We start from the raw sequence: 22157 nt of genomic DNA, 5'->3' as shown, positions 1-22157 counted from the left end.
CATGCCGGCCTGACGATCAGCTGTCAGGAAGAATCACTCATGAAGAAATTGCTCGCGGCGATGCTCGCCGCAGCGTCCTGTGCCTCGGCGGCGCAGGCGCAACAGGGGCGCGTATCGGCCGATGCTGCGGGGTCGATCCTCACGCTTGAACAGGCCATCGCCGCAGCGGGCGGCGCTGCACCGTCAACCGACGCTGCCAAAGCCGCTATCGAAGCCGCGCGCGCCAACCGCATGGTTGCGGGCCTGCGTCCCAACCCGGTGGCACAGGCGCAGGTCGAGAATCTCGTCGGCACCGGACTATATAGGGGGCTCCGGAGCGCGGAGACGACGATGGGCGTGACATTGCCCATCGAACTCGGCGGCAAGCGCAGTGCGCGTATGGCTGTCGCCACAGCGCAACTTTCGCGTGCGGAACTGGAAGCAGCGGTCGTCGCGGCCGATGTCCGCCTTCAGGTTACGTCGCTCTATGTCGAGGCAATCGCGGCGGAAAGACGGCTCGCAACCGCCCATGACCAGCTCAGGATCGCGAACGATGCCCTGCAGGCGGCAAAGGTGCGGGTGCAAGCCGGCCGTGCTTCACCGCTTGAAGAACAGCGTGCGGATCTCGCCAGGATCAACGCGGCGGCGAGCCTGGAACGCGCCGCCCGGCTTGCGGACGTCGCGCGGCTAAACCTCGCACGACGCCTTGGCCGTTCGATTGATGGTGCACTGGATATCGGGCTGTTGGACCAAATTCCGACAGTATCCTATGGCCCGATGATCGCGCCGTCCGCTTCCGGCACGCTCACGCTTGCGGCAGCCGACGCCGATCTTGCCGTCGCCGATGCCGGCATCCGTCTGGCGCGCGCCAATCGTGTGCCCGATCTTAATATCGGGCCGGCGCTCCGGCGTCTGGAAGCGACCAACGACACCGCCGCGGCTTTCGCCATCTCGATTGCAATCCCGCTGTTCAACAACGGCCGGGCGGCGGTGGCGCAGGCTAGTGCCGAGCGCACAAGGGCTGAGGCGCGGCGGCGCATGACGGCACTCGATGTCGATCAGGCGATTGCCGAAGCGCAAGCTGAAGCAGCCAATGCCGAAACGACCGCACGCGCGGCCGCCGGCCCGGCGCTTGCGGCCGCGCAGGAGGCGGCCCGTATCGCACGGATCGGCTATCGCGAGGGCAAGTTCAGCCAGCTCGACTTGCTCGACGCCGAGCGCACGCTCGCGGACACCCGCGTCGCTGCGATCGATGCCCTCGCCAATTATCACAATGCCCGTGCGCGGCTGGAGCGGCTGACCGCTCCCGCGCCTCAAGGGGGAAACCAGTCATGAAGAAAATCCAGCTTGCGGGCGCATTGTCGCTCGCGCTCATATTGGCTGCCTGCGGTGACGGCGCTTCGACGAACGAGTCCGCGCCCGAGCAACCCAAGGAAACCGGTCATGCGGATGAAGGCGTCATCACGCTCTCGGTCGAACAGATCGCGGCGGCAGGCGTGCAGGTTGCCGTTCCGCTGATCGGCGGCGCCGGCACGATCGAACTGCCCGCGACGATCGATGGCGATCCGCAGGCGACACAGGTCGTCTCAGCGGCGATCGCCGGTCGTGTCGTCGCGCTTAACCGCAATCTCGGCGAAAGCGTTTCCCGCGGGCAGACGCTTGCGGTGATCGAGAGCCGCGAGGCGGCGCAGCTCAAGGGGGCGGTCGAGGCGGCCCGGGCACGGCTCGCCCTCGCCAATTCCAATCTCGCGCGCGAGCAACGGCTGTTCTCTCAGCGCGTTTCACCTGAGCAGGACCTGATCGCGGCGCGAACCGCGGCAACCGAAGCGCGGATCGCACTCACTCAGGCGCAAAGCCAGGTTTCGGCAACTGGTGGCGGTGGGAGCGGGCTCAATCGCCTCGGCATCGTTGCCCCCCTCTCGGGCCAGGTGATCGCGCGACCGGTGGTGCTCGGTCAAACAGTTGCGGCTGACGCCGAGCTGTTCCGGGTCGCCAATCTGTCGAAGGTCTCGCTCTCGCTCAGCCTCAAGCCCGAGGATGCGGGCCGCGTCCGTCCCGGTGCGCCCGTGACGGTCACCGCAGCAGGACGGTCGGCAATCGGGCAGATCAGCTTCGTATCGCCAGCGCTCGATCCACAGACAAAACTGGTGCCGGCGATCGCATCGCTCGACAATGGCAGCGGCGTCTGGCGCGTTGGCGAGGCGGTTACCGCGTCGGTGCAACTGGCTGGCGGCGGCGACGGTCCCGCCTCTGTGCGCGTGCTCTTGACGGCCGTGCAAACGGTCGAGGGGAAAACGGTTGTGTTCGTTCGGACGGCGACAGGCTTCAGGGTCACGCCGGTGCAGCTTGGCGATCCCGCCGGCGACACCGTGCTCGTCCGCTCTGGGCTTTCAGGCCGTGAGCGGATCGCCACCACCGGAAGTTTCACGCTCAAGGCCGAACTCGGCAAGAGCGAAGCAAGCCACGAGGACTGAACCATGATCGCCCGCATCGTCACATGGGCGGTGGAGCAGCGCTGGCTTGTCCTCGCTCTCACCGCCGTTGCCGCCGTCATCGGCGCCTATTCCTTGTCCCGCCTGCCGATCGACGCCGTGCCGGACATCACCAACAATCAGGTGCAGATCAACGTTCGTGCGCCCGCGCTCTCGCCTGAACTGGTCGAGAAGCAGGTGTCGTTTCCGATCGAAACCGCGCTCGCCGGTATTCCCGGTCTTGAGTACACCCGTTCGCTGAGCCGCAATGGCTTTGCTCAGGTCACGGCCGTGTTCACCGACGCGACCGACATCTATTTCGCGCGTCAGCAGGTCGGCGAACGCCTTGAAAGCGTGAAAGAGAGCCTGCCCGGCAGTGTCAGCCCTGAAATGGGGCCGATCGCGACGGGGCTTGGCGAGGTCTATATGTGGACCGTTCGGCTCGACCATCGGGCCGACGACAAGCATCGGCCCGGCGAGCCTGGGCAGCAGCCGGACGGCAGCTACATTACGCCCGAAGGGCAACGGCTGACCAGCGAGTCCGATAAGGCCACCTATCTGCGCACCACGCAGGACTGGATCGTCACGCCGCTCCTCAAGAATGTGCCCGGCGTCGCCGGGATCGATTCGATCGGGGGCTACGCCAAACAATATCTCGTCGTGCCCGATGTTCAGAAACTGGCATCGATAGGTCTGACCCTGACCGACCTCGGCACTGCTCTTGAGCGCAACAACTCCAGCGTCGGGGGCGGGTTCGTCAATCGCGGTGGCGAAGGTCTCGCGGTCATATCGGACGCGCTGATCCGCAACGAAGCGGAACTGGCGCGGACAGTCATCGCCACCCGCGAAGGCGTGCCGATCACGCTTGATCAGGTCGCCACGGTGCAGACCGGACAGGCGGTTCGGATGGGATCAGCCTCGGAGAACGGCACCGAAGTGGTGGTTGGCACGGCGATCATGCGGATCGGTGAAAACAGTCGCACCGTGGCGACCGCGGTTGCCGACAGGCTGCAGGAGATCAACGCATCCCTGCCCCCCGACGTCGTCATTCAGCCGGTGCTGGATCGGACGGTACTGGTGAACTCGACGATCAAGACGGTCGCAAAGAATCTCAGCGAAGGCGCGCTTCTGGTCATCGTCGTCCTGTTCCTGCTGCTCGGCAACTTCCGGGCGGCCCTGATCGCTGCGCTGGTCATCCCGATCACGATGGTGCTGACCGGTTTCGGAATGCTGCGCGTCGGCGTCTCAGCCAATCTGATGAGCCTTGGCGCGCTCGACTTTGGCCTTATCGTTGATGGCGCCGTCATCATCGTTGAGAATGCGCTCAGGCGTATCGCCGAACAGCAGCATCATGAGGGCCGCCTGCTCACAGTGCAGGAACGGCTCGGCAATGTCGGGAGCGCGGCGCGCGAAATGATCCGTCCCTCTGTGTACGGCCAGGCGATCATCATTCTGGTCTATGTGCCGCTGCTCACGCTCACCGGGGTGGAAGGCAAGACCTTCGTGCCGATGGCGCTCACGGTCATCATCGCGCTCGCCTTCGCCTTCATCCTGTCGTTGACCTTCGTGCCGGCGATGATCGCGATCTGGCTTTCGAAGAAGGTTGAGGAAAAGGATGGCCGGATCATCTCCTGGTTGAAGGCGCGGTACGAACCGGGCCTCGATCGGGCGATGAAGATGCCTTCGTTCACCATCGGAGCGGCGCTTGGAAGCCTTGCGATCGCGGCGGCGGCATTCCTCTCGCTGGGGCAGGTGTTCCTGCCGCAGCTCGATGAAGGCGACATCCTGATCCAGGCCCTGCGGATCCCGGCGACATCGGTCCAGCAAAGCCAGGCGATGCAGGTGCCGCTCGAGCAGATGATGTCGCGTCAAAAGGAGGTGAAGTTCGTCTTCTCCAAGACAGGCACGGCGGAACTGGCATCCGACCCGATGCCGCCCAATGCAACGGACATGTTCGTGATCCTCAAGCCACGAGACGAGTGGCCCGATCCCCACCTGACCAAGGCGGCGCTGGTCGAGCGTCTAGAAGGCGAGTTGGGGAAGATTCCCGGAAACGCCTATGAGATCACTCAGCCGATCCAGATGCGCTTCAATGAGCTGATTGCCGGCGTCCGCGGCGATGTCGCGGTCAAGGTTTTCGGTGACGATTTCGCATCGATGAACCGGGTAGCCGAGCAAATCGCTTCGGTTCTGCGAAGGACGGAAGGCGCGACCGACGTAAAGGTCGAGCAGACCACCGGCCTGCCGATGCTCGACATCCGCGTCAATCGCGATGCGATGGCGCGGCTCGGCGTGACGGCGCAGGACGTGCAGGACACCATCACCGCCACGATCGGCGGCCGCACGTCAGGCATGATCTTCGAGGGTGATCGACGCTTCCCGGTGGTCATCCGCCTTTCCGAGGCCCAACGTGCCGACCTTGGCGCACTGGCCCAGATTCAGGTGCCGGTCGCTGGGGGCGCCTATGTCCCCCTGTCGAGCGTGGCGACGATTGCGGTGGTCGACGGGCCAAACCAGATCAGCCGCGAGAACGGCAAACGCCGCGTCGTTGTCCAGGCCAACGTCCGGGGCCGCGATGTGGGCAGTGTCGTTGCAGACGCTCAGGCAGCGATTGCGAACGAGGTGCGCTTGCCTGCGGGCAGTTATCTCGAGTGGGGCGGGCAGTTCGAGAATCTCGCTTCGGCAAGCGAGCGGCTGAAACTTGTCGTGCCGGGCTGCTTCGTCATCATCCTGTTGCTGCTCTACGGTGCGCTCGGCAATGTTCGGGACGCGGCGATCGTTTTCACCGGCGTGCCCTTCGCGCTCGTCGGCGGCGTGTTGCTGCTCTTCCTGCGCGGGATGGACTTCTCGATCTCGGCGGCGGTGGGGTTCATCGCGCTGTCGGGAATCGCGGTGTTGAACGGGCTGGTCATGGTCAGCTCCATTCAGGATCTGATCGGCAAGGGCATGAGCCGCGCCGAGGCAGCACGAACAGGCGCGATCCAACGCCTGCGGCCGGTCGCCATGACTGCGCTGGTCGCAAGCCTGGGTTTTGTGCCCATGGCGTTTGCCAGCGGCTCCGGAGCCGAGGTCCAGAAGCCGCTGGCGACCGTGGTGATCGGCGGCCTGATATCCGCAACGCTGCTGACGCTGTTCGTTCTTCCGACACTCTATGCCCGCTTTGGACAACGCGCTGTCCGGCGGCGCGGTCATCCGATGACCTCGGACAAGCGTCACCCGCTCTTGTCAAAGCCGGTTAGTCAGACGCGCGAATGATGTGCATTTGAGGTGGTCCGAATGGTCATGTGACGCGCCGCAAGGAAGAAATGCCAGGCGGGCCATACCATCGCTGCGAGGCATCCCATGATCACCCATTGCGTGGCCTGGGATGTCGCGGAGCGGCATGCGCTGGCCAGTTCCGGGGCGCTCCCGGTGGCGGCCGCGCCGCCGGGGCACGCGCTCGAAAAACTACCTTGCTCAAGGGCGCTGAAGAGATGAGCTGCCAGCAGATCGATCCCCATGCCGGCAAGCAGCGGACCAAAACCCATCGCGATCAGACTGAGGCAGAAGCTCGCGATGACCGATGCGGTCGCACGTCCGTTTGGCCCGACCGTGCTGTGCAGCATGGCGTAGGAAGGCGCGAGATAGGTCGAGTTGACGACGGATGCGAGAAACAGGATCGCCGCGAGGCCCTGCCAGCTGCTTTGCGCATAAGCCGCGACATATAATGGCGCGCTGAGCGCAACGCCGATGGCAGGCACCCACATGATCCAGCGGTCGTCAAAGCGGGATGCCCAATGGACGATGAGCCCGCCTCCCAGCGTCGATATGGCCGATCCGAGCATGAAGGTCAGCGCGATGATCACGCCCAGTTCCGTGTAGCCCAGGTCGAAGCGGCGGATCATGTAGGGGCCCATGAAGGTGACATTGGGCGCGCCCACCAGGCCCGCAGCCGTCAGAGCAATGATCACATTCCGGGCAATGGGCGATTTCCATAACGTCATCGCAACTTCGATCAGGGACCCGGCGCTGGGCAACGTCCGCGCGGATGCCCGCTCGAAACGGCCCCGCTCGGGCTCCTTGATAACCATCCAGGTCAGCAGGGCTACCAGCAGGCCGGGCAGACCCACGACCAGCATCGCGCTGCGCCATCCCCAATGGTCCATGACGAAGCCACCGATCACGACGCCGGCAAACCCGCCCAGCGGCAGGCCCAGCCCGAAGATCGACATCGCGCGCGTTCGCGCCTCCGGCGGAAAGAGATCACTGATCAACGAGTGTGAAGCGGGCAGGCAAGCCGCTTCACCGACACCGACACCGGCTCTGAACAGGCAAAGCTGCACGAAACTTGTCGCGAGCCCGCACAGCGCGGTCATGATCGACCAGAAGGCCACGCAGAGGGACAGGATCAACGTCCGGTTTCCCCGGTCGGACAGGCGCGCCATCGGAAATCCGACGACGACATACAGGAGACTGAAGGCGAAGCCGGTGAGCAGGCCAAGCTGCCAGTCCGCGAGGCGCAACTCTTCCTTGATCGGCTGGGCGAGGATCGAGAGGATGAACCGATCGAGATTGTTGAGCAGATAGACGAGCAGCAGGATGGAGAGCGCGATCCATGATGCACGCGTGGCATCCGGGCGGCTGGTCGGCCCGTTCAGATCGACCGCCTCATCCGCCGCTGATTCGGCTGGCCTGCCAGAGCTCATTGCCTCGTCCCAACTCTTATCCTGATATCTGCCATACCGATGTGTCGCTCAGGCCTTTGGGGGCACACCCTCCATATGGTCCGTTTCCCCATCGAGCTTACCAAGCGCTTTGCGGGAAAAGGCGATGATGTCACCATAACGCTGCTCCCGCACCTTGTTGACCCATTCGGGGTCGCTAATCTGCCCGCGCCCGACAGCGACAAGGTCGAAGTCGCTCCGCTGCAGACCCTGGTCGAGAATAGCGATGCTCGCCTGTACATCGGAGTGCGATTCCAGGCCCTGAGCCGTTTCCATGATGTCCGTGCTCAGTCCGACGCTGCCCACGGCGATGACCGGGAGTCCGCTCAGTTGCCTGACCCAAGCGGCCAGCGTCTTGTCGCTCTCCGGCCAGGCAGCCTCCCAGAAACGTCGCGTCGACACGTGGAGAATATCGACTCCTGAGTCCCGCAGCAGCGAGACGAATAGCGCCAGCTCCTCTGGCGTCTCGGCGATCCGCGCCTTGAGATCGATCTCCTTCCACTGGGAAAAGCGAAAGGAGATGATGAAATCTTCCCCGCAGGCTGCACGTACGCTTCGCGCAATTTCGGCAGGATAGCGCGCCCGCTCGGGCAGCGACTGGCCACCATAGCGATCCGAGCGGCGGTTGGTTTGCTCCCACAGAAACTGATCGAGAAAATAGCCGTGCGCGCCGTGCAGTTCTATGCCGTCTGCCCCGGCCTTTTGCGCGAGAAGCGCGGAGCGAACGAAGGCCTGTTTGATTTCCTCGAGTTCCTCAAGCGTCGCCGCCCGACCACGCGGTCGGTCCGCCGCCATCAATCCGGATGGGCTGAGTGTCGGCGTGACGACCACCCCGTCTCCCAGGTCCTCATCCTTGCGCACGGCGCCCTCATGCCAGAGTTGCAGGAGAATGTGCCCGCCTGCCGCGCGCACTGCCCCAACGCACTGGCGCCAGGCCTCGAACGTGCCTTCGTCCAACCGGCTGAAAACAGCCGACCGTGTCGCGCTGGGGTGATCGACCGCGACCGACTCCGTGATGATAAGGCCCGCGCCACCCTTCACGCGCCGCACGTAGTAATCGGTGAGCGTATCGGTCGGCGCGCCGTCGACGCTCCATCCGCGTTGCATGCCGGGGAGGACGAAGCGATTGGCGAGTTGCCGCCCTTTCAAAGTGAACTGGTCGAAGAGGAGGGAGGACTGATCCGTCATGCGGTTGCGCCTCGCATCGATGATAGCTGGCCTGCCACGATCAGTAGCGCCATTTGACCGTCGCGCCGAAGGTGCGCGGCGGATTGAGCAGCACCAAGTCGCCATTTGCGGACGGCTGGAAGGCCGCGATCTGCGCCTTGTCCTCGATGTTCCTGACGAACGCCGAGATCTGCCACGCGCGATTGGGGGTTTCGAAGGTCAAGCTCGCATTGGAGCGCAAATAGCCATCCTGATAGGAGCCGGGGGCGTTGCTGTTGGCCACGAAATGTCCCGTCACATATTTGCTGTCGATGCCGAAGGTCAGGCGGGCGCCGCTGTCGAAATCGAACCGGTGCTCGTAGGCGCCACCTAGCGTGAAATCGGGCGCGGCCTGGATCTGCTTGCCCGACAGGTTGGTCGCGCCAATGATATAGGTATCAAAGCGGGCATGGAGCCAGGTGGCCGCTAGCGACAGGCGACCCGCGGAGGAAACGGCGACCTCGGCCTCCAACTCGCCGCCGTACATCGATGATTTCTGCGAATTGGTCGTCTGGATGAAGAAGCCGGGAATGGCGGCGTCGCGGATCACCTGCAGCGCCTGGAAATCCTTGTAATCATAATAGAAGACTTCGCCGTTGATCTGGAGGCGGTTGCCGAGCAGGCGGTTCTTCGACCCTAACTGATAGGCAGTAATCGTCTCGGGCCGGTAGGAGCCGGTGAAGCCAGGCAGTTGCGGAACCTGATTGATGCCGCCCGATTTGAAGCCGGTGCTGACCGTTGCGTAGACCAGCGACGTCTCGGCCAGATCGAGCTCTGCCCCGGCTTTCCAGGTCCATTTGCGGGTCCGGAAATTCTGCAGGATCGGCAGTTCGGTGGTGGAGGTCGGCGAGATGGTGCGGACCACACCCGTCGCGGACTTCTCCTCGTCGGTATAGCGCAGCCCGCCGATGACCCGCAGCATGGAGGCGAGGGGCACGGTGACTTCGCCGAACACCGCTTTCGAAGTCGTCACCAGATGCGGATCGCTGGAGAAGTAGGGGACCTCGTCCTGATTGAAGGTCTGTGAGGCCGGGCCGGTCTCGCGTGCGTAAAAGCCGCCGAGGAGCCATTTGAAAGGCGACTGGGCAGGCGATGCGAGGCGCAGCTCCTGCGTGAACAATTTGCTGCGCACACCCTGGATAAAGCCTGAGGACGACGTGCCCAGCACCTGCGTCTGCCGGGCGAGGAAGTCGTTGTCGCGGTAGCCAGTGAGCGAGGTGAGCGTGGCCCAGGGGAGCGTGAGATCAATCTGATTATAGACCGACCAGCTATCGCTATGATTGAAATCCGCGAGGTTGCGTCCGCTCAGCCCGGTATAGGGGCGGAAAGGGCGGCCGGCGCACAAAGCGCTGGTGGTGTTGGGCGGGCAATAGTCCCAACCCGCGCCATCGTTGCTCAGCTTGGAGCGGTCGGCACTGAGGACGATCTTTAGTTGATCGCTGGGCTGGACCAGTAGACGCGCGCGCCCGACCCAATCAGCGGCATTGCTGTACCCATCGGGATAGAAGCCATCGCGCCTGTTCGAGCCGAACGCGAAACGGATCGCGGCCTTTTCACCCATGGGCACGTTCAGCATCGCCTCGGAACCGAAGGTCGCATAATTGCCCGCAGTCAGCGCGATATTTGCCTGCACTTGCCCCAGCACCGGTTCGTTGGTCAGGAAGTTGATCGCGCCGCCATTTGAGTTGCGGCCGTAGAGCGTGCCCTGCGGTCCACGCAGAGACTCCACGCGCGCGATGTCGACCAGAACCGGGGGATAGGCCTGGGGATGGGCCAGAAAGATGCCATCGACCGTATAGGCTATGGCGGAATCGACACCGGCCTGCGTGCTGAACGTGCCAACACCGCGCACGGTGACGATCGGCGTGCTCGTCGCTGTCTGGAATTCCACAGCGGGCAGCCGGCTCTGCAGGTCCGTCAACCCGGTGATGCCGGCCCGCTCGAGGGCGCCGCCGCCGATCACCGAGACGGCAACCGGTGCGTTCTGCAACGTCTCTGCCGTCCGACGCGCGGTGACGACAATGTCCTCGATCGTTGCCGATGGTTCGCTTGCCGGTCCCGTCTGCGCCACCCCCGGCGTTGCCACCAAGGCCGCCAGCACGCAAAAACCCGACAGACTGTCAGAGCCCTTCCACATATCCTCGCCCTCTTCATTTCGTTGTTTTGTGGCGAGCAGGCTTAATTGGCCGCAGCCATGCCGTCTTTCCGATTTCCGCAGTGGATTTTTGAAATTTGGAAGTGCGGGTCGGTTCTAAATCTAAGCAATGCGGCCATATCGCAACTGCCGTGGCGAAACCCCGGCATAGGACCGAAAGCTGGTGCTGAACTGACTGCTGCTGTTAAAGCCACACTCCAGCGCAATGTCGGTGATGGATCTATCCTGCCAGGCTGGCGATTTGAGGAGCGCCTCTGCTTGTTGGAGCCGGAAATTCCGGATCATCCGGGCGGGTGACTCTTCAACCTGGCAGATGAGGTGCAGGTAGCGCGTGGATATCCCGAGTGCGCGCGCAATATCCGCCGCTGAAAAATCGGGATCGCTGAAGTTTCGTGCGATGATCTCGCGAACGCGCAGCACATCGGCGCTGCGCTTGTGCAAGCCAGGGCTATGGTCATCGGCTTTGACGGGACGCAGAGTATCAAGGAAGCCGTCCACCAGCTTCGTGCTGATCGAAGGAAACTGCGCCAACCCAATGCATGATCGAAGCGCAAACATGATGTCGCGCGCTGCGAGCCCATTGGCATCGGGCAAGACAGTCGCTGCTGTGCTCAGATGAAGCGGCTCTGGAACTTGGCGCGCGACCATCCAGTGAGGCAGAACGAGCGTAAGATGCCGCGTGTCGCCAAGGCTGATCGTCCTGATTGGATCGTTCGTATTGATGACGACGAGTTTATGTTCCGGGATTTCCTGTATTTCGCCATCGCCTCGGCCGATCCAGGTGGGACGGTTCGCGATGTAGAAGCAGAATTTCGCAGCGCGATTGTCGGAACCGCCGCCGCTTATGACCTCGAAACGCTCGGGCACCAGCCAGTCAAAGAGCTGGATTTCGCTCTGACTGTTCGTGGTCGCGGCCACGATGACAGGCCGATGTGGCGTGCCGACATATGTCGCCGCCTGATACAAGGCAAAGCCACTGTTCCACGACCCATTGATTGGCGAAACTGAAATGTTCTGTGCCATGATGGTATCAAGATGTCATGCGATGCGCATTCCGCATAGTGTCAATGCGTGGGGTCGCTCTTTGCGTGACCTACCCGGCTTAACTGGTCCCCGGTACATGTGACCCCCAGTGGGCCGGTCATAGGAGAACCCTTGGACAGCGCGCCCGCGGGTTGTCCTCAGTTTTAACAGTTCAACATAGCCGACATTTCACCGCGCGAAACGGCCCGTGAGGACCTGCCCTCGTTCATGAAGCTGGCTTGCGCCATGAGCCTGAGATCGGCGGCGGTTAAAATCGAAGCGCACGCTGTCGGTTGCGGTTGCGGTTTCGAGGGGATCCATCTGAGATCGTTTAGCAAGGATTCTTCGGGTGAATCAGGCTGAATCAATCGCGGTATGACGCGGCTTCGGCACGAGGTGGGAGACAGATCGCATTCTGCTCGGCCCCTTGCCTTATCCTTCTGTCTGACGACGCCAGCTCTTCTCTCTAGTGAGCCGCTCATCAGAATTACACGCAATCGGCGTAAAACCGTGCTGCTACATCAGGGTGGGATCTCAAGCGCGCCTTGAGGTGGTTCATGCCGACGTCGCGAAACAGTGGGTTGTCGGGGTCTGAACTCACCCCGCGTTCGACTGCGCGGAGTTCGGGGGGCAGTTCGATCAGGGGGATGCTGCCTTCGTGGCTCGCGCCGAGAAAGAACGGAATGGAATAGCGCGCCGTGCCGGGCTCTGGTGAGGTGGCGCAATGGACGTCTGCGTGGACGAAGCCGTTGGTGGCCAGTTCAAGCAGTTCTCCGGTGTTCACGACGAATGTGCCCGGCACAGGCGGCGCATCGATCCACGATCCGTCCTCAAGCTGGACCTGCAGACCCGGCAGCACGTCTTGCAGCAAGATGGTGATCAGCCCGCCATCCTTATGGGCGCCGACGCCCTGTTTCGACGTGGCTTGATCGCGACCGGGATAGCGCACGATCTTGAGATGCTGGCGTGGGCCCGACTTGTACATGGGCGCAAAGGCATCTTCGTTCTGGCCGAGCGCCAGGGCGATCGCGCGGAGGACTTCGATCCCGACCCGCGTCACCTCCGCCTGATAGGCCAGAATGATGCCTCGCATCTCCGGCAGGGCATCGGGCCACTGATTGGGCCCGATGGCGCGATGCCAGGCGGGTGTGTCGGGGCCAGTGGGCAGCGGGGCTTCCTCGCGGTCGAAATCCACCTGCTCGCGCCAGTCGGGCTTACCGCCTGTCAGTTCCATGCCGGCCCGGCAATAGCCCCGGAAATGCGGCGATCTGATCATTTCAATGGCGAGCTTGTCTTCCTCCGGCAATGCGAAGAACTGCTTGGAGACGGCGAGGGCTGCGGCGCACAGCGCGGGGTCGACGCCATGACCCTTAAGGTAGAAGAAGCCGAAACGGTGCAGCACACTCCTCAGATGTGCGATCAGCGTCTCACGGTCTCGCGCGCTGCCTTGCAGTCTGGAGATGTCCACGACCGGCAGGGTGTCAGGCAGATCGGCACCCTGTGCGGGTTGATCGTCAACGCCGGCTTTCCCAGCCACAAGATCTGAAAGAACGTCCAACATCATACTCTCCATTTGCGTCGCCAAGCGTGTAGTCATTGTCCAGGCGGGCAATGATCGCGTTGGCTGATCAATGGTGCTGATTTTGAACGACCGTGTCGGTGGGTAAACCACATTTGTTCCCACCGTCATTGGGATAAATCCCACCTTTCGAAAATTATGAATCTATATTTCCGGTGATGGAAATATATTCAGAAATAGAAGAGATTTACATCGGATTTGAGCTGCGTCTGAATCTCTTCAAGATGGTTGCTGACGAGATTTGGCGCGAGGTAGATCGCCTTCCCACAGGTCGCGCAGCACAGGTCGCGTTTGGGCGTCTCCAATGGCTGGTGGGCCACAAGGTCTGGCGTCATGCTGCAACAGGCGCAGCCGCCGGCGCTCGAAAATCTTTCGAGCTGATCAATCATCTCCTGTGTCCAGGGCGCGTGGCAGAAGGGGCAGGTTGCGTGAGTATCCATATGGCTTCTTTCGATTGTTATCCCAGGTCTGCGCGGCGGGAGATGATGTAGGTTTCGTTCTGGAACCACAGCCCGCCATATTTGCGCAGCGTCTGACGCGTGGCTTCGAGATAGCGATCGCTGTTCATCGCCACGGACAGCCGGTCATCCTCGATCTGCGCCACGTAGCTTGCTGCGTTCCAGGCCGCGAGAAGCGTGGACGAGCCGATCGACTGGTCGATTTCCGTGTCCAGCGTCTGGATGCCATAGCGGAAGACCGAGCGCTCATCGGGAAGGTCGTGAAGCTGGAATTTGCGCGCCTCCCGGCCGAGTTCGTTCTGGACGGCGGCGATCAGCGTCTGCCGTTTGTGGACAAAGGGGGCTTCATCCGGCCAGATGGTCTGGATCAGCTCCATGCCCGGGTCGTCACCAAAAGAGTGGACGCCCATAAGCTGCCCGCTCAGACGCAAGGCGCGGGCGAGGGGTGCAACGATCTTCTCGGCCTTGAAGGATAGCTCTGCCCGGGCGCTATAGGGCTGGGAGAGCAGCACGAAATCGAAATCGGCATTGGCTTGGCCGCGGCGCGGAATGACGGCGTCGAGCGCGAACCGGTGGTCGCGGCGGTACAGAATGAGGACGGCGGGGACTTCATGCAGCGGGCGGCCTGTGGCTGCGCTGCGGCGCACCCGCCAGTTGCGCTCCAGAAACGGCTGAAGCTCGGCGATGGACTCTTCGAAATCGCCCGCCGTGGAGCCATCGAGCGGCACTTCTTCCCAGACCATCCGGCTGGCGTCCACGGGATTGCGCGGATTGAGCCAGGGCGCTTCGGCATAAGGCAGGTTGGTGACGACGAGGACGGTGGCAGGATGCTCCTGAAACCGGTCGGGCATTTTTTCCAGCATCAGCCGAACATTCTCGAGGCTGATTTCCTTCGCGACGACGTAGAAGGGCAGCCATGCGTAGCGGCGATGCGCGCCGCGCAGGAGGCGGGTGAGGGCCGTTCCGTCGCCGGCGCCACCATCGAACAAGCGGATGGCGGGCGGGCGGGGTTGGGCAAAGGTCAATTGCTGCAGCGCGCGGTCGGCAATGACCTGCTTTTCCGATGAGGTGTTCACGAACATCAGATATTTCTGGCGATTGTCGTAGAAGCGGAAGCTGTGCTCCACGTTCATCGCCGCGCGCCCGATGATGGCCGAGCGCAGATTGGCTGCAGATGGTCCGCCCTGCTCGGCAATGAAGCGATGGACACGCTCGACCGTCTGGAGCGTCACCCGGCCGCCCTGCTGCAGGCGGCTGACGAACTTGCCATCGTTGACCGCCTGCCGCCCGAATGTCGTCTGGGCAATCTTCAACCGCTTGCAGGCTTCTTCCACCTGAGCGAGCAGGGTCTCGGCATCGGTCATGCCACTACCAGCGCATCTCGGGCATCGGCCAGTCCGTACCGATGGGGGGCAGGCGCAGCAGGCGGGTGGCTGTGCCGCCGAAAATCTGGCGCTTGTCCGCAAGGCTCAGCCGGTCGCTCCGCAGCAGAAAGTTGAGGCTTTCGGCATAGGTCAGTCCGCGGCGCCTTGGGCGGGCACCGCGGGGAAGATCGGCCGTGCGCAAGCGCGTATAATCGCTGGCCCACATGATCCGCTCCGCCCCGAACGCGGCAATCAACTGGTCGAGCCGCGGCCACAGATCCTCGAAAGGGTAAGACTCTTCTGACAGGAGCGGGGCGCCGCAGAGCTTCACGGCAATGTTGGGGTAGCGGGCAAGGTCGAGCAGATCGGGGAAGGTCGCCCAGGACATCGTCTCTGGCGGCGACACGGGGTGCTGCGCGACGCCGATATGGTCGATGATCAGCGTCAAGGTGGGATGCCGTTCGGCAATCTCCGCCATGCGCGCGCATCCGCCGTGGGTGGAGTTGAAGATGGGCAGGCCGACCTCTTCTGCCGCCGCATAAAGGGTATCGAACTTTCCGGTATCGAACTCTGGGCGCATTTCCGCTGTCGCGAAGTTTCCGACCAATGCGCGCCCTGCCACCATGGCGGGATTGGCTGCGACCTTGCGGACAGCAGGGCCGAAGTCGTCGACGATCGGGAAGAAGGTATGGACCCCCGGGAAGCGCCCCGGGAAGAGGGTGCTGGCGAGTTCGATGAACGCGTCGTCGGTGACGGCGAGCGCCCGGTCGACGCCGATCGCGTCCATCGCTTCGCGCGCGAGTTCGATCTGCATCCTTGTCAACAGGTGCATGTCTGCCCCGTTCGGCCGAACTGCAGGGAAAGGCTCATGGATTTGCGCGTCGATGATTTCGAGCGTGTCGATCGGGGCCATGCAGTCGGGGTCTCCTCCGCGGGTCGGATCTTGCGCGCTCATTGCCCGGCCTCCAGGGCCATGCGGTCGACGCTGCGGGCGAATGGCTTGAGGCCCTGCCAGGTGATCAAAAGGGTCAATGGGCCAAGCAGGGCAGTGCTTAGCGAGATGGAGTAGTTGAGCAGTTGCGGATCGCGGAAGAGATAGTCCGTCAGGATCGCGACGAGGAGCGGGCCCACCGCAAAGGCCAGAACATTGGTGCAGAACTGGCTCACCGAACTGACCTGCGCGCGCATGCTGTTGGGCGTGACAAGCTGGAAGGCGGCGATGGCAGGGCCGGCGCCCATAGCGGAAACGAACACGGCCACCGATTGAAGCGTCAGCACTATCCAGGGATTGGGCAGCAGCGGCGCGACGATGTAGCAGGGCACCGACACGCACAGGCCGTAGAAGACGATGCGCAGATTAGCGTCGGAGCGCCCCTGCTTCATCCAGCGTTCCGAGACGCGCGCGCCGAGCAGCAGGGCGATGGGCGAGAGGACCATGGCGATCCCGCCCGTGATCATGCCGACATCGGACAGCTCCCAGCCGAATTCGCGGTGGTAGAGCGTTGGCATCCATTGCGAGATCCCCATAACCATCAGCAGCTTCATGGCGAGGCCGCCGATCGCAGCGAGATAGACGCGCCAGTCATCGCGCATGAAGCGGGCGACATCCTTCACCGGGACGCTTTTCAGCTTACGGCCTTTCAGTCCACGCCGCGCTGGTTCCTTGGTGGTCAGCACGACGAGCGCCCAGATGAGGCCCGGCGCGCCGACGATGATGAAGGCCCACTGCCAGGGGCGGATCGTGCCGCCGAAAGGCAGGCTGACGGTCGGGAAGTGTTCGACCATCGCGAGCACCGCGCCGCCCATGAAGAGGGCAAGGCCCGTGCCCACCGTCGCGCCGATGGAAAGCACACCGGTTCCAAAGGCCACCTTTTCCCGTGGGTAGGAGTCCGTCACGATCGACCAGGTCGCCGGGCCATAGCCCGACTCGCCGGCGCCGATGCCCATGCGCGCGAGGAAGAGATGCGTGTAGTTTTGAGCCAGACCGCACAGCATCGTGGCCCCGCTCCAGAAAGCGATGCAGGCGGCGACGATGTTGCGGCGGTTGCGGGTGTCCGCGATGCGGGCGATGGGCAGGCCGGCGATTGCATAGGTCAGCGAAAAGGCCGCGCCCAGCAACAGAGCCGCCTGCGTATCGGAAATACCGAAATCGCGCTGCACGGGCAGGATCAGCAATGCGAGAACCTGACGATCCACGACCGTGAACAGGACGACGACCGTCAGCACGAAAAGCGAATAATGCGCTTGCCCGCGGGTCGGCATGTCCGTGTCATCTGCCGGCGCGCCAAGCGTGGGACCAGCGGTTGCTTGGGAAACGCCAGGATCATGCGCATCGTGATGGACAGTCAAAAATCGTCTCCCAAAGCCGGTTGTTTTCTATCTTCTATCCGCATGTCGATTCAGAATGCAGCGCCGTAGATTTGGCGCGCGTCACGCCATTCGACGGGGCGCACATTGCGGTCCAGCAAGCGGGTGACGGTCATTGCGCCATCCGTCATCCGGTCCAGCGCATCGGCCGGCACGCCATGGTCGGACAGGCGCATCAGCACGCCGCAATCGCGGCACAATCCTTCGATTAAACGCAGCCCTGCGCGCGCGATCTCGGCCGTCGTTCCGTTGCCATCCGCGCCAGCCGCCATCGCGATGTCGGCGTAGCGTGCCTCCGCCGCTGGCAGGTTGAAGGCAAGGACGTGCGGCAGAAGGATGGCGTTCGACACGCCGTGGGCGACATGGAACTCACCGCCGAGCGGATAAGCCAGCGCATGAACCGCGGCCGTGTTCACCGGGCCAAGGCACAGGCCCCCATAGAAGCTGGCCCGCGCCATGTCCGTCCGCGCTTGCACATCGCTGCCATTGCGCACGGCGTTGAGCAAACTGCGGAAGACCAGCCGCACGCCCGCCAACGCGAAGGTATCGATCACCGGGTGGGCAAAGCGGTTGGCATAGGCTTCGATGCAATGAGTCAGCGCGTCCAGCCCGGTCGCAGCAGTGACGGCGGGCGGCATCGACATCGTGAGCATCGGGTCGATATAGGCGGCATCCGGCACCAGATGCTCGCTCACCACGCCCTTCTTGAGCAGGTCATTCTCATCCAGCAGGATGGCAATGGGCGAAACCTCGCTGCCGGTGCCTGCGGTGGTCGGGATGCACGCGAGCCAGCATCTGCGCGGGCCAGACAGGCCGTCGCGCTGAACATCCGCGATCGTCTGGCGGCCATCCATCAGGGCGGCGGCGAGTTTCGCAAGATCCATCGAGCTGCCGCCGCCGATGCCGATGACGGCATCTGCGGCCCGACTTTGGGCTATCGCCAGCAAGGCCTCGAAGTCGCTTACGGATGGCTCGCTGCCGCTGTCGCACCAGATTTCGGTGCGCAAGCCTTGCGCCCGCAAGGGGCCGGCGACCCGCTCCGCGGCGTCGCGTATCGGTGGCGTCGTCACGATAAGGGCAGACTTCGAACCGATCTTGAGAAGATCATCGACCAACCGCGCCGACACATCCGGCCCGAAATGGAGGAGCGCCACCTGTTTCATGCTGATCTGCTGGGGACTCATGGTCGGCGCGTTCCTGACGGTGATTTTGCAGGATCGGGATGACACGGCCCGCCGGGCGGCACTTACCCTGGTCGGAAGTTGCAGATGCCCGTCGCGGTATGTCTGGCACCCCGCCTGTAGGCCTCCTGCAAATCAGGCGTCGGGCGTAGAAAGGCACAGCGAACTTCCGCGACGGATAAGCGCGGGCCGGTGGCCATGGGCAGTCATGGCTGCTGGCAGCAACGTCGACAGAGAAGATCATGATCACCGAAATCGCACATCTCACCATTGATCCGGCGAAGGCGGAGGCTTTCGAGCTGGCCGTGGCGCAGGCGGCGGCTATTTTGCGGGCCGCCAAGGGCGCGCACAGCATGACACTTGAGCGGGTGATCGAAGACCCAGCCCGTTATCGCCTGCGCGTGGAATGGGACAGCGTCGAAGACCACATGGTCGGCTTCCGGGAGTCCGACGGCTTCCTCCAGTGGCGGGCGCTCGCCGGCCCTTATTTCGTCGAACCGCCCTTTGTGGAGCATAGCCAGACGGTCGGCCGCTTTTTCTGATCGCGCCGCCGCATACCGCGAGGGGCAGCATCATTTTCCGGCCCGGGCAAGTGGCTCCGGGGAGGGCTTCCTAGGTTGCGGTCCTGTCCTCCCCCTTTCAGGCCGCCTTGTTCCGTGCGGACGGCCCACACAGGAAGAAACCATGTCCACTGGCTCAATCACATTCGAAGTCGTGCCCAATTGGGAAAAATGTCCTGCCGGTGATGAATTCAGCCATGAGGACGTAGCCGGCGTCGCTTGCGATTCCCGGGACAGGGTCTTCCTCCACACCCGCAAGGGAGAGCGGGTGATGGTGTATGATTCAGACGGCAACTTCCTCTACAAATGGGGCGATGGCGTGTTCAATCGCGCCCATGGCATCACCATCCATGACGACCTGGTCTACTGCACCGACGATCAGGACAGCGTGGTGCGGGTGTTCGATCTGGAGGGGAATTTCCAGTGGATGCTGGGCGAACCGCGCAAGGTCAGCGATACCGGCTATGGATCGATCAAAGGCCGGAGGCCGCAGATCCATCACAATGAGTATGTGGAGCGCTCTGCGGATGGCTTCAACTGCTGCTGCAATGTGTGCATCGCGCAGAACAAGGACATGTTCGTCGCGGACGGATATGGCAATGCGCGCATCCATCATTTCTCGCCCAAAGGCGAACTGCTCAACAGTTGGGGCGAGGTGGGGACCGGCCCGGGCGAATTTCATCTCCCCCACGGCATCGCGCTCGATCGTCAGGAAAATGTGATCGTCTGCGACCGCGAGAACGACCGCCTGCAGTTCTTCGACCGCTCCGGCAAGTTCATCGCCATCTGGGATGACGTGCTGCGCCCGACGGACGTCGTGGTGGACGACGAGGGGCTGATTTACGTCTCCGAACTCTGGCGGCCGATGGAAGCCGGCCAAGGGTCTTTTACGCATGGCTTTGCGGACAGGGATCTGCCCGGCCGCGTGACGGTGTTTGCGCCGCAGGGCAATATCGTCGCGCGATGGGGCGCCGATTCCAACGCCCGCTCGGCCCCGGGCAACTTTATCGCGCCGCACGCCCTGGCGCTCGATTCGCAAGGCAGCCTCTATGTGGCCGAGGTTTCGGTCTCCTTTGGCTCCGGCTTCAATCGCATCGCGCGCGAGGCGTGCATCGGTCACCAGATCCAGAAGTTCCGCAGGGTCGATCGCTGATGTCCCTGCCGCTGATCGCCAACCTCGTTTGCGGAAGCCCCCATCGCAATCATGATTTCGATTATGCCCGGATCAACCTGGCGCAGGCACTTTACGATGCAGATGGCATTCGCACCGATTGCTTCATCGATTATGAGAATGTGGATGCATGGGCGCGCTGCGACATGGTTGTCAGCTACACCTCGCAAGTGCCGGTCTCGGAAGCGGCGTCGAGCGCCATGCGGGCCTTTCTGGAGCGCGGTGGACGCTGGTTCGCGCTCCATGCCAGCAATTCGGTGGGGGACAATCAGATTGTGCCGCAGATCATGGGCACGCGGTTCATAACGCACCCGCCCTTTCAGCGGTTCCGGGTAGACACCGCTCGTCCGGAAGACCCGCTGCTCGAGGGGATTGCGCCCTTCGAGATCGACGACGAGCTCTACTGCGTCGAGACGGTGCGCGATGATATCGAGGTTCTGTTGCAATGCCACTGGGGCGGCGAGGCCTTTGGCGGGCGCATGATGGAAACCAAGAATTGGCCGTTGATGTATCGGCGCCATGTCGGCGAGGGTGGCCTGCTGTATCTGGCTCTGGGGCACGCCAATCGCCCCTATGACAAACCCTTTGCGGATCGGCCCGACCAGCCCGATCATCGCGGCCCTTGGCAGGACCCCGTGTTCAAGACGTTGATCCAGCGCGGCGTGGAGTGGGCCGCGCGGCGGCGTCCTTTCGCCTAGAGCAGAGCTGGTGCTTCAGGCGCCGGGGCCGTTCCGCTCCAGCACATCCTCATCCAAGCTTAGCCCGAGGCCGGGCCGATTGGACAGGATCAGATCGCCATCCTCGATCTGCAGTTTCTCGCGGAACAGCGGTTGCGCCCAAGGGACAAGACCTACGATCAATCCATTTGGGACGGCGGCGATTGCATGGCTCAGTGTTTCAGGCGCGAGATGGTTCACCACGGGCAGTCCGTAGGCCTGCGCCATATGGGCGACCTTGAGGAAGCCCGTCAGCCCGAGGTCCTGATCAATCATCACATAATCGCTGCCGCGCTTCTCCATCAGGGCGCGAAATTCGTGGGGGTGCTGGAACACTTCGCCGGCGCAGATCGCCTGCCTCGTGTTGGCCCGCACGAAGGCCATGTCGTCATAATCATGATAGGCGACGGGGTCTTCGATCCAATAGAGATCGTCCGCCTCCGTTTCGCGCGCGAAATGCAGCGCCTGCTTGGCTGTCCACTGAAAATTGCCATCAACGATGATGCGTACGTCCCGCCCGGCGCATGACCGCACGAAGTGGACATGCTCGATTGCCGTCGCCAGCGGGGCGAAGCCGACCGGACATTTGATCGCCCGAAACCCCCGGCCAAGGAGGTCGGCGATGTGGGCGGCGAGCGCGTCCTTGGGCGGCCCGGGCATCAGTCCCCAATTGGCGGACACGGGCAACCGGTTGCGAAACCCGCCCATCAGTTTCCAGACCGGCTGACCGACCGCCTTTCCCTTGATGTCCCAAAGGGCGACATCGATTGCGCTGGCGGCGCGCAACTCCAGCCCGCTGACCGGCGCGCCGAGGAGGGGGCGTGTGAGCCGGTCGTGAATGGGTTCGACCTCCGCCTCATGCCCTATGAGGCTCTCGACCATCGCTTCGATCAGCAGAATGAGGGGCTTGAGCGTGCGCGGGTTCACCCGGCTGACAGAGCCGATGCCCTCGATGCCTTGGTCGGTCATCAGGCGCAGCACGATGTGCGTTCCCGCCATCACGCCTTCGAAATTGACCGTCGCACCCATCACCTTGCCGCCGGTGATCTTCATTCCCGCTCTCCTGATCGACCCCGGCACCGTGCCCAGAGTTCGGGCGCCTGTCTGCATCGCCGATGGGGCGCGGGCAATAAAGAGCCGACTGTCCCGGCCAATCCGCAAGGCAAACTTCCGAAACGGATAAGTGCGCGCAGGCCCACCTCATATGGTTTAGGTCCCGAGGCA

17 protein-coding genes are annotated in these 22157 nt (G+C 63.1%); 6 read left to right on the top strand and 11 right to left on the bottom strand.

Annotation, left to right across the window (positions count from 1 at the left end; translation table 11 throughout):
• The first annotated feature begins 39 nt into the window (after positions 1–39).
• The 3 genes from M2339_RS12265 to M2339_RS12255 are packed head-to-tail and all read left to right on the top strand — an operon-like array spanning position 40 to position 5705.
• The gene (locus tag M2339_RS12265; protein ID WP_264606366.1) at positions 40–1314 is read left to right on the top strand and encodes a TolC family protein; all 1275 of its coding nucleotides are present in this window, start codon (positions 40–42) and stop codon (positions 1312–1314) included.
• The gene (locus M2339_RS12260; protein WP_264586418.1) at positions 1311–2453 is read left to right on the top strand and encodes an efflux RND transporter periplasmic adaptor subunit; all 1143 of its coding nucleotides are present in this window, start codon (positions 1311–1313) and stop codon (positions 2451–2453) included. The genes M2339_RS12265 and M2339_RS12260 overlap by 4 nt, the downstream gene beginning before the upstream one ends.
• A gap of 3 nt (positions 2454–2456) precedes the next feature.
• Positions 2457–5705 (top strand): efflux RND transporter permease subunit, encoded by a 3249-nt coding sequence (locus M2339_RS12255; protein WP_264586419.1) that lies wholly within the window; start codon positions 2457–2459, stop codon positions 5703–5705.
• Here M2339_RS12255 and M2339_RS12250 read toward each other — a convergent pair.
• From M2339_RS12250 to M2339_RS12205, 10 genes are all read right to left on the bottom strand, one after another.
• Complete coding sequence (locus M2339_RS12250) at positions 5690–7135, bottom strand: spinster family MFS transporter (RefSeq protein WP_264586420.1); 1446 nt, start codon at positions 7133–7135, stop codon at positions 5690–5692. The genes M2339_RS12255 and M2339_RS12250 overlap by 16 nt on opposite strands.
• A 48-nt stretch (positions 7136–7183) precedes the next feature.
• Positions 7184–8341, bottom strand: a complete 1158-nt coding sequence (locus tag M2339_RS12245; RefSeq protein ID WP_264586421.1) for a 12-oxophytodienoate reductase — start codon at positions 8339–8341, stop codon at positions 7184–7186.
• A 40-nt stretch (positions 8342–8381) separates the two neighbouring features.
• Entirely contained in the window at positions 8382–10496 is a 2115-nt protein-coding gene (locus tag M2339_RS12240; RefSeq protein ID WP_264586422.1) for a TonB-dependent receptor, read from the bottom strand.
• Between the two features lie 120 nt (positions 10497–10616).
• Entirely contained in the window at positions 10617–11537 is a 921-nt protein-coding gene (locus tag M2339_RS12235; protein WP_264586423.1) for a helix-turn-helix transcriptional regulator, read from the bottom strand.
• A gap of 487 nt (positions 11538–12024) precedes the next feature.
• Positions 12025–13227, bottom strand: a complete 1203-nt coding sequence (locus M2339_RS12230; protein WP_264606365.1) for an isopenicillin N synthase family dioxygenase — start codon at positions 13225–13227, stop codon at positions 12025–12027.
• Between the two features lie 59 nt (positions 13228–13286).
• Complete coding sequence (locus tag M2339_RS12225) at positions 13287–13505, bottom strand: hypothetical protein (protein WP_264586425.1); 219 nt, start codon at positions 13503–13505, stop codon at positions 13287–13289.
• Between the two features lie 68 nt (positions 13506–13573).
• A complete protein-coding gene (locus M2339_RS12220) occupies positions 13574–14938 on the bottom strand; it encodes a hypothetical protein (protein WP_264586426.1) in 1365 nt (454 codons plus the stop codon).
• A gap of 4 nt (positions 14939–14942) precedes the next feature.
• Entirely contained in the window at positions 14943–15851 is a 909-nt protein-coding gene (locus tag M2339_RS12215; protein WP_264586427.1) for an amidohydrolase family protein, read from the bottom strand.
• Between the two features lie 38 nt (positions 15852–15889).
• Positions 15890–17287 (bottom strand): spinster family MFS transporter, encoded by a 1398-nt coding sequence (locus M2339_RS12210; RefSeq protein ID WP_181560676.1) that lies wholly within the window; start codon positions 17285–17287, stop codon positions 15890–15892.
• Between the two features lie 50 nt (positions 17288–17337).
• A complete protein-coding gene (locus M2339_RS12205; protein WP_264606364.1) occupies positions 17338–18489 on the bottom strand; it encodes an iron-containing alcohol dehydrogenase in 1152 nt (383 codons plus the stop codon).
• 239 nt (positions 18490–18728) lie between these two features.
• On the opposite strand from M2339_RS12205, the gene M2339_RS12200 reads away from it, so the two are divergent.
• The 3 genes from M2339_RS12200 to M2339_RS12190 all read left to right on the top strand — a co-directional run bounded on the left by M2339_RS12200 (position 18729) and on the right by M2339_RS12190 (position 20915).
• Positions 18729–19028, top strand: coding sequence for an antibiotic biosynthesis monooxygenase family protein (locus tag M2339_RS12200; protein ID WP_264586429.1), 300 nt, complete (start codon positions 18729–18731; stop codon positions 19026–19028).
• A gap of 142 nt (positions 19029–19170) precedes the next feature.
• Positions 19171–20199 (top strand): 6-bladed beta-propeller, encoded by a 1029-nt coding sequence (locus M2339_RS12195; RefSeq protein ID WP_264606363.1) that lies wholly within the window; start codon positions 19171–19173, stop codon positions 20197–20199.
• The gene (locus M2339_RS12190; RefSeq protein ID WP_264586430.1) at positions 20199–20915 is read left to right on the top strand and encodes a ThuA domain-containing protein; all 717 of its coding nucleotides are present in this window, start codon (positions 20199–20201) and stop codon (positions 20913–20915) included. Before M2339_RS12195 ends, M2339_RS12190 begins: the two co-directional genes overlap by 1 nt.
• Positions 20916–20930: 15 nt before the next feature.
• Here the strand turns inward: M2339_RS12190 and M2339_RS12185 are convergent, their stop codons facing one another.
• Positions 20931–21986: a mandelate racemase/muconate lactonizing enzyme family protein gene (locus M2339_RS12185; protein WP_264586431.1), complete on the bottom strand. Its 1056-nt coding sequence runs from the start codon at positions 21984–21986 to the stop codon at positions 20931–20933.
• Positions 21987–22157: the final 171 nt, after the last annotated feature.

This window comes from Sphingobium sp. B2D3C (genome assembly GCF_025961835.1).
Lineage (GTDB): Bacteria > Pseudomonadota > Alphaproteobacteria > Sphingomonadales > Sphingomonadaceae > Sphingobium.
The sequence above is the reverse complement of the archived record's forward strand: the minus strand, read 5'-3'. Positions and strand labels throughout refer to the sequence as shown.